The sequence below is a fragment of the Chryseobacterium sp. GW821-FHT04C04 genome (assembly GCF_059420365.1).
Window position 1 is genome coordinate 455,146 of sequence record NZ_JBWKTO010000004.1, and the last position, 12,503, is coordinate 467,648.

General features: G+C 35.0%; 14 protein-coding genes. 8 read left to right on the top strand and 6 right to left on the bottom strand.

Annotated elements, in window-relative coordinates; genetic code table 11:
- Nucleotides 1-13 precede the first annotated feature (13 nt).
- The 3 genes from AC07UM_RS15500 to AC07UM_RS15510 are packed head-to-tail and all read right to left on the bottom strand — an operon-like array spanning nt 14 to nt 1,870.
- Nucleotides 14-358, bottom strand: coding sequence for a hypothetical protein (locus AC07UM_RS15500; protein WP_103233509.1), 345 nt, complete (start codon nt 356-358; stop codon nt 14-16).
- Nucleotides 359-361: 3 nt separating this feature from the next.
- Nucleotides 362-964: an HPP family protein gene (locus AC07UM_RS15505; RefSeq protein ID WP_494684009.1), complete on the bottom strand. Its 603-nt coding sequence runs from the start codon at nt 962-964 to the stop codon at nt 362-364.
- Nucleotides 965-1,870, bottom strand: a complete 906-nt coding sequence (locus AC07UM_RS15510) for an arginase family protein (RefSeq protein ID WP_494684010.1) — start codon at nt 1,868-1,870, stop codon at nt 965-967.
- A gap of 157 nt (nt 1,871-2,027) precedes the next feature.
- On the opposite strand from AC07UM_RS15510, the gene AC07UM_RS15515 reads away from it, so the two are divergent.
- Nucleotides 2,028-3,053, top strand: coding sequence for a methyltransferase (locus tag AC07UM_RS15515; protein WP_494684011.1), 1,026 nt, complete (start codon nt 2,028-2,030; stop codon nt 3,051-3,053).
- A gap of 65 nt (nt 3,054-3,118) precedes the next feature.
- Here the strand turns inward: AC07UM_RS15515 and AC07UM_RS15520 are convergent, their stop codons facing one another.
- From AC07UM_RS15520 to AC07UM_RS15530, 3 genes are all read right to left on the bottom strand, one after another.
- Nucleotides 3,119-3,841, bottom strand: a complete 723-nt coding sequence (locus tag AC07UM_RS15520) for a polysaccharide lyase family 7 protein (RefSeq protein WP_494684012.1) — start codon at nt 3,839-3,841, stop codon at nt 3,119-3,121.
- Nucleotides 3,842-3,989: 148 nt separating this feature from the next.
- Nucleotides 3,990-5,156 (bottom strand): iron-containing alcohol dehydrogenase, encoded by a 1,167-nt coding sequence (locus AC07UM_RS15525; RefSeq protein ID WP_494684013.1) that lies wholly within the window; start codon nt 5,154-5,156, stop codon nt 3,990-3,992.
- 67 nt (nt 5,157-5,223) lie between these two features.
- Nucleotides 5,224-6,099, bottom strand: a complete 876-nt coding sequence (locus AC07UM_RS15530) for an AraC family transcriptional regulator (RefSeq protein ID WP_494684014.1) — start codon at nt 6,097-6,099, stop codon at nt 5,224-5,226.
- 360 nt (nt 6,100-6,459) lie between these two features.
- Between AC07UM_RS15530 and AC07UM_RS15535 the strand changes: the two genes are divergently transcribed.
- From AC07UM_RS15535 to AC07UM_RS15565, 7 genes are all read left to right on the top strand, one after another.
- The gene (locus AC07UM_RS15535) at nt 6,460-6,792 is read left to right on the top strand and encodes a single-stranded DNA-binding protein (protein ID WP_123871508.1); all 333 of its coding nucleotides are present in this window, start codon (nt 6,460-6,462) and stop codon (nt 6,790-6,792) included.
- Between the two features lie 14 nt (nt 6,793-6,806).
- Nucleotides 6,807-7,262: an HRDC domain-containing protein gene (locus AC07UM_RS15540; RefSeq protein ID WP_494684015.1), complete on the top strand. Its 456-nt coding sequence runs from the start codon at nt 6,807-6,809 to the stop codon at nt 7,260-7,262.
- Nucleotides 7,263-7,386: 124 nt separating this feature from the next.
- On the top strand, nt 7,387-8,739 hold the full coding sequence (gene hisS, locus AC07UM_RS15545; protein WP_494684016.1) for a histidine--tRNA ligase: 1,353 nt from the start codon (nt 7,387-7,389) through the stop codon (nt 8,737-8,739).
- A gap of 192 nt (nt 8,740-8,931) precedes the next feature.
- Nucleotides 8,932-9,795: an SHOCT domain-containing protein gene (locus AC07UM_RS15550; RefSeq protein ID WP_494684017.1), complete on the top strand. Its 864-nt coding sequence runs from the start codon at nt 8,932-8,934 to the stop codon at nt 9,793-9,795.
- A gap of 12 nt (nt 9,796-9,807) precedes the next feature.
- Nucleotides 9,808-10,650, top strand: coding sequence for a PH domain-containing protein (locus AC07UM_RS15555; protein WP_494684018.1), 843 nt, complete (start codon nt 9,808-9,810; stop codon nt 10,648-10,650).
- A gap of 17 nt (nt 10,651-10,667) precedes the next feature.
- A complete protein-coding gene (locus AC07UM_RS15560; protein ID WP_494684019.1) occupies nt 10,668-11,318 on the top strand; it encodes a GNAT family N-acetyltransferase in 651 nt (216 codons plus the stop codon).
- A 20-nt stretch (nt 11,319-11,338) separates the two neighbouring features.
- Nucleotides 11,339-12,421: a leucine-rich repeat domain-containing protein gene (locus tag AC07UM_RS15565; RefSeq protein WP_494684020.1), complete on the top strand. Its 1,083-nt coding sequence runs from the start codon at nt 11,339-11,341 to the stop codon at nt 12,419-12,421.
- The last annotated feature ends 82 nt before the right edge of the window (nt 12,422-12,503 follow it).

Genomic DNA, 12,503 nt, shown 5'->3' on the forward strand with positions numbered 1-12,503 from the left:
GGTGTGTAAGGTTTTATGCCTGATTTTTTACAATCAGCACAAAGTCTTCTTCCAGAAGTTTATAACCGTAATCATAAATAAACTTGTATTCAGAACCGTTTTTATAAACTTTCAGGTTGGTGAAATAGTCAAAATCAAAACCTAAGCCATCCAGTCTGGCTCTCGTAACTTTTGTTTTGCCATCGGTATTGATTTCCATAAGGATGCGGTAGTTTTTGCGGAGTTTGTTGTTCACATTCCGCATCAGATTACTAGAATCTTTATTCTGCTTATTGTTGTAGGCATTCCGGCAGGCGTCGTTGCAGAATTTTTTATCTGACCTTCCGATTATTTTCTCGCCACATTCCAGACAATTCATTATTTATTTTTTTATTTTGTGAGCATGTGTGTGTCTTTTCTTCAGCAGCTTTTTAAACATGCTGTGCGTAGGATAGCTTCTGTTGGGCGTAATATTATTAAAAAATAAGGCTATAATGAGAAGAATAATACATCCTGAAAGAACAGGAGAGATGACATACCAGTAGCCTAATTCCGGAATTTTTCCCGTAGAACTTACTGCAATCAGAGCGGTAGCACCACCCGGCGGGTGCAGGGTTTTTGTATACTGCATCAGTACAATAGAAAAAGCCACTGCCAAAGGAGCCGAAAGCCAGATGATATCTGGGATGAACTTATAGACTGTAACCCCCACTAATGCTGACAGAACATGTCCGCCTATAAGATTTCTGGGTTGTGCCAGCGGACTCTGAATGGCTCCATATATAAGAACACTTGAAGCTCCAAAAGAACCAATCAGAAATATATTCTCTGTCTCCGTTAATGAATGAGATTGGATAAATGCGATGATCCCAATCCCAAAAAATGCACCCAGAAATGACCAGAAATGTTCTTTGTAATCTACAAGGGTTTCTTTATAGATCACATATTTGGAAACTCTGAACGTTCTTTTTATCGTCTTCTTCATTTAGTCTTCTTTATTTTTTATAATTTCAATTAAGTTTTCTACAAACGGGCGGGTATAAGTCCCATCTTTATCATAATCAGGATCTAAAATGGTAATTTCTATCCCAAAGCACAATGAACTTTGAAATAAAGGTTCCAGTATTTCTCTGAGATTATTGTAGCTGATACCGTCCTCCATTCTGCTGTCTACAGCTGGCATTACCTCATCTTTCAGAACATCTACATCAAAATGAATGAAAAACCCATCCAACCCTTTTTCATTAACCATTTTCAGGAAATTATCAGCCGTTTTTCGGAAGCCATTTTTCCTAAGCTGATAAAGATCAAAATAATGTATATCGGAATTCATGATCTGGCTGACGTATTCATCATCATCTGTTTCTGCATTTCCACAGCAGAAAATATTTTCCTCGGATATGTAAGGCTTTAAACCATTAATATTAGTCAGCTTTTCATGGCCTGTTCCGGTAATGATGGCGAGATCCATTCCTGCGATGCCTCCGGTTTCAGAAAGTTCCGGCGTGATAAAGTCGGTATGTCCGTCAAGATAAAAAAGTCCGAAATTTCCCAGTTTTTTCAATGCAATCGCGTTTCCGATCAGGATGCTGCAGTCTCCTCCAAGAATAATATTGAATGTGTCTTTTTCATAATTATTCAGAATATAGTCAGCTTGCTTTTTTGCATATTCAATAATAGGGTCTGCATTTCTAGTATTTGACTCCTTATCAAAACCCATTGAATACTTTGGGGCTTCAAGCCTGAAAACGTTGTTAGGAGCAATTCTACTATGAAAATCAAATTTCCTGAGCCAATCCGGAAGTTTTCGAACTCCGGGTTCTGTCTCATGTTCCTTTTTTGTAAGTCCCAAATTGAGAGGAAACTCAAAAATATTGATGTCCCTTTTCATAGATGAATTTTGACAAAGATACGGAATTATCCGTTTGTAAATGGATAGGATTTCAATGCGATCATCGACTTTTCTTTAAAAAGAAGTTAAAGGTTTAATATAAATTATTAAATTCACATACTGATGAAATATTTACATCTAACATAAAACTATTACTATGAAAAAACAACCCATTAAACCGGAATCTACTTTCAAAATGTTTGAAATATTAGGTGGTTTGTGGCTCACCGGGTGTGTAAAAACAGCTGTTGAACTTAATATTGCAGATCTTTTGACGGGTGGTCCGAAGACGGTCTCTTTGCTGGCTGAAGAAACTCAATCACATGAAACACAATTGTACCGGATCATGAGAGCATTAAGTAGTGCAGGAATTTTCGAAGAGTCAGAGAACAGGACTTTTGCCCTGAATGATTTAGGGGCAGCATTACAAACCGATGTTCCCGGAACTGCAAAAAATTTCATACTCACTATTATGAATGAGCATTTTCCTGCGTATGGAGATCTTACCTATGCTGTTCAGACAGGGAAAATCCCATTTGATCATATTCATGGAAAAGATCTTTGGGGATTTTATAAAGAATACCCTGAAATAGGAGAAAATTTCGGAAAGGGGATGACTGGAATGTCCGGGATGGAACTGAAAGGTATTATAGAAAACTATGATTTTAGACCCTATAAGAAAATGGTAGATATAGGTGGTGGTAACGGGGTAATGATTCATACAATTCTGGATAATACTCCAAACAGTGCCGGAATTATTTTTGATGAAGCGAATGTGATTGAAAAAACAGTTCAGATGATACCCGACCGTCTAAAAGAAAGATGTTCTGTAGCCATTGGAAGTTTTTTTGACAAGATTCCGGAGGGAGCAGATCTGTATATGATGAAATGGATCATTCATGACTGGAGTGATGATGAATGTGTGCAAATTCTGAAAAACTGTTATAATGCGATGCCCCAAGGAGCAAAGTTACTCATAATAGATGCTGTGATTCCCGATGATTCTTACAATCAGCCTCATATGGCCAAGCTGTTGGATATTGTTATGATGGCTTGTCTTACGGGAAGAGAAAGATCTTTACAAGAATTTAAAATGATTATAGAAAAAGCTGGACTACAATTTAATCGGCTCATTCATATCGGTACAGAAGCAAAAAGCATCGTTGAATGTGAAAAAATATAAATTTCAAATTTTAGTTGCATGATTAAGTAAGAGGTACTTAATAATTTTGTTGAGTGCCTTTTTATTTATTCTGAGATATTGATTTTATAAATGGCTGTCAGTCCCGAAGTCACAGGCGACGGATTGTTATCCTGCAAATAATTCCCTGCTTTAAAATATACAGATTCAGCTTTCCAGCTTTCTCCAAGATTAAAAGTCATAGTTTGTTGATTAATAGTGACCTGGGTCTCCAAATTATTTTGCTGGATACTATACTCAAAGATCTGTCCTAAAGCTATATTTTTCAATAGGGTAATACGCTGCTCCTTACCTTCAACTTCTTTTTTAAATCCAGCCTGAATTTCCCCATTATTCCACCAGATTTTTACAGCTTCTGTACCCTTGGAGCTTCCATGGATCTGACCAATAATGATTTTCCCGGTGCTGGGCTGTTTTAGAACAGCCATTTTAACCTGCAAATTATGTCCGTTTTCAAAATGCCATTCGTTTATCTGGCGCAATTCCGTTCTTGGATAATGAGATCCCTGAGTAGTTTCTCCATCTGAGGAACAAAAAAAACGAATGCTTTTATCCTCAGTTGAATAATAGAAATTTTCTGACGAAAATTGAGCAAGTTCTGAACCCTTAATAATGGTAATAGAATTGTTTTTTTGAATAGGGAGCTGGAGATTAAAGCCTTTCAGGTCAAATTTTGTTGTAGGAACTGTAGTATAATTGGTTTTTTGTGCATGAAAAATAATAGGACACAATAATCCGCAGTGTACTATGATGTTAAAAATGTTTTTCATAGTAAATTTATTACTGTTAAATATATAATACGAATGTATATAATTACTTTGATAATAGCTTCAAATAAAGACTAATTTCTATTGATCTCCTGTACAAAAAACAGGAAGACAATTAGACTTCCTGCTTTTAAATGCTAAAATTTAAAGATTATGCTAAAACCAATTCCTCAGTATACACAAGGCCTTCATAACAAGCATTATAAATAGTCTTTAAATCATCTAAAGAAGGAACTCTAGGATTGAACCCTGTACAAGGATCTGCCAGTGCATTGGCTGTGATATAATCAATATTTTTATCCCAATCTTCTCTTGAAATTCCGAATTCTTTTATGGCTGACTGATTGTTAACCTCTGAACGTAATGTCTCGATTGCCTGAGCAAGATCTTCAGCCGTTTCTTTACCTATAACTCTGGCTAAATCAGGATAACGTTCTGTAGCCTGGGCGTTATAACGGATAACATTAGGAAGGAAAATAGCATTAGATGCGCCATGAGGAATTCCGTATAGAGCTCCAACCTGGTGAGATAATGAGTGAACAATTCCTAACCAAGCATTATTGAATGCCAGACCTGCCATAAAAGAAGCATCGTGCATATTCTGACGGGCTGTAATATTGGTTGGGTTTTCTACCGCTTCCTTTAAGTTATTGAAAACAATCTCAAGTCCACCTTTTGAAAGTGCATCTGCAATATTATTGTCAATATTGGAAACAAACGCCTCTACACAGTGCGTTAATGCATCAAGACCTGTATTTGAAGTAACATGGGCAGGCATTGAAGCGCAAATCTCACCATCTACAATAGCAATATCCGGCGTTAATTCATAAGAAACGATTGGATATTTTACCCCTTTTTCTCGGTCCGTAATCACAGCAAGACCTGTTGTTTCAGTTCCCGTTCCACTTGTAGAAGGAATAGCAATAAACTTTGCTTTATTTCTTAAAATCGGAACTGTGAAAGGTTTAATCATCGCATCAAAATCAGCATCAGGATATTCATAAAATACCCACATGATTTTAGCGGCATCAATGGCAGAACAACCTCCTAATCCGATAATCCAATCCGGCTCAAATGTTTTGATCATTTCAGCTCCTTTCAGACATGTTGCTGATGATGGATCTTCCTCTACACCTTCGAAAATTTGAGTTTCGATTCCTGCTTCTGTAAGGTAAGCAATCGCTTTATCAAGAGTTCCGCTTTTTCTCATAGAACTTCCTCCCGTTACAATGACTGCTTTTTGCCCTTTAATATTTGCTAATTCTGAAAGACTTCCGGCACCATGGAATACTTCTCCTGCAATAAATAATTTGCTCATTTTTTTTGTTTGATTTTAATGAGGCAAAATTAGAGAAGTGCAGTCTCACGATGCTATACAAATAGGATTATGTGTTATACATTTGCGCCAATTCCTGCTGAAGAGCAGTAGGTGTTTCCTTTAATTTTGCTTTTACAAATTTGTTGAGGGCAGAAGGAGAATTAAAACCAAGGTCAAAAGCAATTTCCTTATGAGAAAGATCAGAAAACATCAATTGTCGCTTAATCTCCATTAAAATTCGGTTGTGAATGGCCTGAATAGCCGTTTCTCCACAATGCTTCTTCGTGATAGCGTTTAATTTTTTTGGAGTAATGGCCAGTTCATTAGCATAGTATTGAACGGTTCTGTATTGTTTATAATGTTCATTCAATAATTTTTTAAAACGGACATAAATAGGTTTGTCTGCCGTTTCTTTATGCAAAATAGGATGTAACCCATGAACAGATTCAATTAAACCTAACAGAAAAATTTTGATCTGAAATCTTGCCTGCTCTTTTTTGATGAGACTTGGCTGTTGATAAATTCCTTGAATGATGGATATCAAATATAAACTCTGCTGGAAATCTTCTGAAGATAAAACAGTACAATGAAGCTGTGTAGAAAGATTTACATTATAAGTACTCAGTTCGTTTTTCAAAATATCCGAACAGAACAGTATTTCTTCAAACAGGATGATTTTTCCTTTCAAATTATCGCATGTATCAGAAATAAAATGGACCTGCTCCGGGAATACTACAGAGATTTTTCCGGGTTTTAAAAAATGAATTTTATCCTCAATATGAAGTTGTAATGTTCCCTTTTCAATAACGATAATGAAAAAATGGTCTTTCTTGTGAGGTTGATCATAATCTTTCAAATATTCATTAGTCAAGTCAAAAACCCGAAAAGAAAGATTCTTATCTTCTTCCTTCTGAATGTTCTTTTTAATTTCCAGCTTCTTCATAAACTCATTTCTTTATATTAAAAAATAACCACAGTTCCTTCTTAGTTAAGAAACAGAAAACAAAATTAATTTAAATCTCAATAAAATGGGCGCTAATTCACGAATAAAAAGAATTCGTGCATTAGTAGGTAATTGCTTTATAATTTTTCATTTTTCAAATTGAATCATTATTTTTTTACTATTAAAGCAAGTATTCCTAAACATTTTTAATTTTTATTACCCGATCACAAACGACTACAAACGGATTTAAATAGTTTACAACCGACTGATTTTTGGGGATATCGCAAACTTTGCAACAGAGATTTGAGAAAACAGTGAACGTCTCTTATCTGAATTATTAATCTTTAAAATCTAAAATCTATGTCACTAAGAAACAAAGTAACATTAATTGGTTACACAGGTAAAGAAGTTGAAATGGTAAACTTCGATAACGGAAATGTAAAAGCAAGTGTATCTTTAGCTACAAGTGATCATTACACAAACGCTAAAGGCGAAAAGGTAGAAGAGACGCAATGGCATAATCTGATTGCTTTCGGGAAAGTTGCAGAGATTATGGAAAAGTATGTTCCTAAAGGAAAAGAAATTGCGATTGAAGGTAAGCTTACGTACAGATCTTATGATGATAAGGATGGCGTAAAGCGTTACATCACGGAAATTAGAGTAGACGAGATCCTGTTGTTGGGAGGTAAATAATTCTAAAAACTCAAATGATGAAAGTAAAAGTTTTTAAGATCAGGCTTCCGGAAGAATTACTCTACAGAGATCAGAAAATACTGGATGATTTTCTGGAAAGAAACGAGATTATAAAAGTGGAGACTGCTTTTGTAAACGATGAATGTTATTGGTCTGTAATCTTGTATTTTGAAGAACTTAAATTGGTCAAAAATACAGTGAAAGAACCAAAGGTTGTTAAATACTCTGCGGATAATGATTTCCTGAATTCCGATGAAGAACAAATTCTCAATGCCCTGAAACTTTGGAGATCGGAGAAAGCGAGAGAACAAAATCTGCCTACTTACTTCATAGCAAGCAACAAAGAACTGATGTCTGTAGCCAAGTATAAACCTGCCAGAAAAGAAGAACTATTGGAGATTAAAGGATTCGGAAAACATAAGATTGAAAATTATGGTGAAGAAATACTGGAAATCCTTGAAAGTGTATGATTTTTCGGAATAAATGATCTTATTAACTTTCCGAGCTGGAGAAGATTGCTTCTCCAGCTTTTTCTACTGTGTAAAATTCCTTGCAATTCCGTACTTTTGTACTTATCAAAATGACATACAACAAATGAAGCCAAGTTTAGCAAAAGGGACGAGAGATTTTACTGCACAGGAAGTTTCCAGAAGAAAATATATCATTAATATTTTACAGAATAATTTTGAATTATTCGGGTTTCAGCCACTGGAAACACCAAGCTTTGAAAATCTTTCTACATTGACGGGAAAATACGGAGAAGAAGGTGACCGTTTGATCTTTAAGATTTTAAATTCGGGAGATTATACTTCTGAAGTCAATCAGGAAGACTGGGATAATAAAAATCATCAGAAGCTTACTTCTCAAATTTCAGAGAAAGCTCTTCGATATGATCTTACAGTACCCTTTGCAAGATTTGTTGCTATGAATCATGGAAAGTTGACATTTCCATTCAAACGTTCTCAGATTCAGCCTGTATGGAGAGCTGACAGACCTCAGAAGGGAAGATACAGAGAGTTTTACCAATGTGATGCAGATGTTGTAGGAAGTGAGAGTTTATTGCAGGAAGTAGAGCTGGTTCAGTTGTATCTGAAATCTTTTGCAGATCTGAAAGTTCCGGTAACCATTCATATGAACAACAGAAAGATTCTTTCCGGATTGGCAGAATATGCAGGAATCACAGATAAACTGATTGACTTTACGGTAGCATTAGATAAACTGGATAAGATTGGAAAAGAAGGAGTTGTAAAAGAACTACTGGAAAGAGAAATTGCTCAGGAATCTATTGATAAACTGGATTTTCTATTCAGCCAGTCAGACGATGCGCTGGAAAATCTTCTTCAACTGAAAGAAAAATTTGCAGGAAATGAAATCGGTCTGAAAGGAGTAGAAGAACTTGAATATGTTCTTACACAGTCCCTGAACCTTGGTGTGGATATGCAAAACCTTGTATTCAATATTACCTTGGCAAGAGGACTGGATTACTATACAGGAGCTATCTTTGAAGTGAAAGCAGACGAGGTTGCTATGGGATCCATCGGTGGTGGAGGTAGATATGATAATCTTACAGAGGTTTTTGGAGTGAAGAACATTCCGGGAATAGGAATTTCATTCGGATTAGACAGAATTTATCTTGTCATGGAAGAATTGAATCTTTTCCCTGAAGAAGCATCTTCTAAAATTGAATACCTGTTTGCTAATTCTGGAGGTGAGGAAATGACAGAAGCTTTGAAGCTGATCATGCAGCTAAGAACAAAAGGAATCTCAGCAGAGTTATATCCTGAAAATGCAAAAATCAATAAGCAATTTACGTACGCAGAAAAGAAAGGAATAAAGAAAGTGGTTTTTCTGGGTGAAGAAGAACTTAAAAATAATACCGTTACTTTTAAAGATCTTGAAGCTGGAGAAAAGAAAACGGTTTCTTTAGAGGAATTCTTAGGAAAATAATATTATACCATATTAAAAGATAAACCAACCACAAAAGTAATTTTTGTGGTTGATTTATTTGATGGATGCTAAGATTTAAATATTTTTGATCTTTAAAATCGGTTTAGAATTTGTAATTTGGATCGGTATTATTAAAATAGAGTAAAAAATAAGCTCTGTATTCACTAAAAAACTTTTAAACATAAAAACCAAATGAACACTATTTGCGCATTGTGTGGAACACCACTTACAGCAACAGATATGCTCGTAGGTAAAAATAAACTTGCAGATGGCGGTTACCTATGTGCCGGATGCTTTACGAAAGCAGTTAATATCAACAGGGACCTCATCAATAATCTTGATCAGTTTTATTTCGCAGAAATTACAGGAATGATTTTGAAAAGTAAAATTGATGCAGGCCAGAGCCAGGGAGCATCTCAATATACGGCTGGCAGTCATTATGAATATGATGCCCCTACCAGACTGGATGAAATCAAAGATCAGATTGTAGCTCTTAACGCAAGACTAAGCGTTCTGGCGAATGAAGAGGTTAAAGAACTACCCAGTGTTCTGGACAGAGATGAAAGACTGTTGGCCATTGCGGAAGGCATAGACCTTCAAAGCAACAGAGAAGGGATTATATTTTCAACCCAGAAAAGAGTTGCCTTTATTGATAAAAAATTTCTGGGAGGAGTCGTTAAGAATGAATTTCAAATTCAGGATATTTCTTCCATTGATCATATTGAAAACCTTTTGTATTCAATACTGAAGATCAATACCTATGGAGGTTCTACACAGTTTAAACTGCACAATAAAAATGACGGAAGAGCATTTTCAAATGTCAAAAGTAAAAGCATGAATTATTCTGAAAACGAATTCAGACCGGATCCAAGCCCATTGCATGCATTTTCTCAAACGATTCCGGATTTGGTGCAGGAAAATGTATACAGTACGAATAAGGAAGATTCCGGAACTATTCTTGAACAACTGGAAAAATTAGGTAAACTCAGAGAAAGTGGAATCTTGACAGATACAGAATTTGCAGAGCAGAAGAAAAAACTGCTGGATAAATTATAAAAAATAAAAAAAATGAGCAATAATTGTGCATTGTGTAAGGCAGAATTAACATCTATGGATACGCTTTTGGGAGCTAATAAACTTTCAGACGGCAATGTGTTATGCAATAAGTGTTTGAACAAAACAAGCAATATTAATGAAGAATTGCTATACAATCTTAATAAATTCAGTATTGATGATATTCATGCAATGCTGAATGCTGAAATAGCAGAGCCCGTTCAGACATTGGTAATTCCAGAACAAAACCTGCCTGCAGCTATAGATTCAGGATCTCGTCAAATTTCAAAAGAGATTTATAAAAAGAGGCAGCAGAAAATAAAATATGAACTAGAAAAGCTGAATGCCAACCTTTCTATATTTACCAAAGGAGAAATCAAAGAACTTCCTTATCTGATTTCAGAAGAGGAACAAATAATAGCGATTACAGATGCCCAGTTTGTCAATACACTGGCTGCAGGAATATTGGTAGCGACTTCCAAAAGAATGATCTCTGTTTCAAAAGCAATGTTTGGAGCAGCCACGATCAATGATTATTCTAATGAAGCCATCAAAAGTGTAAGTTTTGTAACGGATCCGAGATCTCCAATCATTAAATTACATCTTGATGAAAGAATAGTAGAGTTTGAATGTTTTATGGATAAAGATGATGCAGAAAACTTCTACGATAAGATAAAATCAATCTATAATAATCCTCAGGAGCCATCAAAGCAAATTGATAATGTTGCCAATAAAAGCGTTTCATCAGAAGAAATTTTCAACCAGCTTGAAAAATTAGGAAAACTGAGAGAAAACGGAATTTTAACGGATGCCGAATTTGCTGAACAGAAAAAGAAATTATTGGAGCAATTACAATAAACTTCTAATAACAAATCATGAAGGATAAAGTATCGGCAGAAATAGTAGAAAAATGGCTGAAAGGATGGTGCTTATCAAGAGAAGTGCCTTTTCCTGTTCCCTATAAATCCGGATTACATGTGATTGTGGGAGATGAAAAACAAAAAGAACGTTTTGTATTTCCTGAGCTTAATGAGGATTTTTTCCAACTTGCCCATTCAATTGATAGCCCATGGATCTATCTGAAAGTATCTACTTCCCCTGATGAATTGATGGGGGGAATTCCTGAACGATGGAAACTTCAGCCACAGGGATATATGATGACCTGTTTTCAGCCGATGACTTTCCAGGAAATCAGCCTTGCAGAAGGATATCACTTAGAATTTTCAGAGTACAATACAACTTTTGTGGTCAGAATTGTAGCAGAGAATGGTGAACAGGCTTCTATAGGCCGTGTCTCTTTGATAGATAATATTGCTGTTTATGACAGGATTATCACTGAGAATCATCACCAAAGGAAAGGACTCGCTACTTTTTTATTGAAAGAACTGGAGAAAATAGCTTTGTCAAAAGGATTTTCAAATAATCTTTTAGTCGCCACAGAAGAAGGAAAACGATTGTATGAAACTTTAGGCTGGGAAATATACGCTTTGCATTCCTCAATTGTAATCCCTGGGGAAGAAAAATAAAATATTTAAAAATTTGATTTATGAAAAAAAAATATATACTTCTTTTTACCATAGCATTTCTCAGTGGCAATGCTCAGATGATGCCACCACCCGCGCCACCCGCTCAACAGGTAGAAGAGTTGAAACCTTCAGATAATATAAAGCTATATGATATCAATGAAATTCCGGATAAAATTTTTGCATGGAATGTTAAAGGACTTGATATAAACTGTGGACCAAATTTTACAATAATCCCTGGCAAAATAGGAAACCTGAAAGAATTAGAGGCATTTTCATTAAAAGGAGGAGATGTAGTCAAATTACCTAAAGAATTTGGAAACCTCAGAAACTTAAAGCATCTATATATTAATTCTAATAAGTTTACGGAGATTCAACCCGAAATTCTAAAAATAAAAAATTTAGAATTTTTAGATTTTCAAAGCTATAAATTAGACAGTTTTCCTAGTGACCTTGGAAATTTGATTAACTTAAAGCAGTTAACAATATCTAAAAGACTTTTTTTTGGAGGGGCGATTACTAATGATAACCAGGTGTTTAAAGAGTTGGTTTTGCCAGCTTCAATAGGTAAACTCACTAAACTTGAGAAGTTAAACCTTCCATCCAATAGGTTAAAAAAATTACCTGTTGAAATAGGTAATCTTGAAAATTTAAAGGAGTTTGATTTATCAAATAATTTATTGGAAAATCTTTCTTCTTCTGTCACAAAGCTTAAAAAATTGGAATCTATTTTATTAACAACTAACAGTTTTAAAATTTTTCCTAAAGAATTATATGAAATACCTAATTTGGAAAATATAGACCTGAGCAGGAATAATATTACCTTAATTTCTCCAGGAATACAGAAATTAAAAAAAATAAGGTACTTAAATCTGGCCAATTGTAAACTTTCACAGCAATCATTGTCGGAGATTTATAAATTAGAGAGTTTGGTGACTTTACAACTTGAAGATAATCAATTAGAGGATATTCCACCAGGAATAGATAAGCTGAAAAACTTGGAAGTTCTAACGATCTGGGGAAATAATATCTCTTCGGAAAATATGATAAAACTAAAGAAGATACTGCCTCGTACTTCAGTTGTGGAAAAAAAACCTTATCAGTAAATATGTGTCAAGAATAAATAAAAAATCCTGGAATCCAAAAACATAGCCGCATTGAGGGTGAATTTCTACTTTGTAGATGGAT

Excerpts from the sequence above, each read along its gene's own strand:
- AC07UM_RS15500 (WP_103233509.1), bottom strand. The coding sequence starts at position 358 with ATGAATTGTCTGGAATGTGGCGAGAAAATAATCGGAAGGTCAGATAAA.
- AC07UM_RS15505 (WP_494684009.1), bottom strand. The coding sequence starts at position 964 with ATGAAGAAGACGATAAAAAGAACGTTCAGAGTTTCCAAATATGTGATC.
- AC07UM_RS15510 (WP_494684010.1), bottom strand. The coding sequence starts at position 1,870 with ATGAAAAGGGACATCAATATTTTTGAGTTTCCTCTCAATTTGGGACTT.
- AC07UM_RS15515 (WP_494684011.1), top strand. The coding sequence starts at position 2,028 with ATGAAAAAACAACCCATTAAACCGGAATCTACTTTCAAAATGTTTGAA.
- AC07UM_RS15520 (WP_494684012.1), bottom strand. The coding sequence starts at position 3,841 with ATGAAAAACATTTTTAACATCATAGTACACTGCGGATTATTGTGTCCT.
- AC07UM_RS15525 (WP_494684013.1), bottom strand. The coding sequence starts at position 5,156 with ATGAGCAAATTATTTATTGCAGGAGAAGTATTCCATGGTGCCGGAAGT.
- AC07UM_RS15530 (WP_494684014.1), bottom strand. The coding sequence starts at position 6,099 with ATGAAGAAGCTGGAAATTAAAAAGAACATTCAGAAGGAAGAAGATAAG.
- AC07UM_RS15535 (WP_123871508.1), top strand. The coding sequence starts at position 6,460 with ATGTCACTAAGAAACAAAGTAACATTAATTGGTTACACAGGTAAAGAA.
- AC07UM_RS15540 (WP_494684015.1), top strand. The coding sequence starts at position 6,807 with ATGATGAAAGTAAAAGTTTTTAAGATCAGGCTTCCGGAAGAATTACTC.
- hisS (WP_494684016.1), top strand. The coding sequence starts at position 7,387 with ATGAAGCCAAGTTTAGCAAAAGGGACGAGAGATTTTACTGCACAGGAA.
- AC07UM_RS15550 (WP_494684017.1), top strand. The coding sequence starts at position 8,932 with ATGAACACTATTTGCGCATTGTGTGGAACACCACTTACAGCAACAGAT.
- AC07UM_RS15555 (WP_494684018.1), top strand. The coding sequence starts at position 9,808 with ATGAGCAATAATTGTGCATTGTGTAAGGCAGAATTAACATCTATGGAT.
- AC07UM_RS15560 (WP_494684019.1), top strand. The coding sequence starts at position 10,668 with ATGAAGGATAAAGTATCGGCAGAAATAGTAGAAAAATGGCTGAAAGGA.
- AC07UM_RS15565 (WP_494684020.1), top strand. The coding sequence starts at position 11,339 with ATGAAAAAAAAATATATACTTCTTTTTACCATAGCATTTCTCAGTGGC.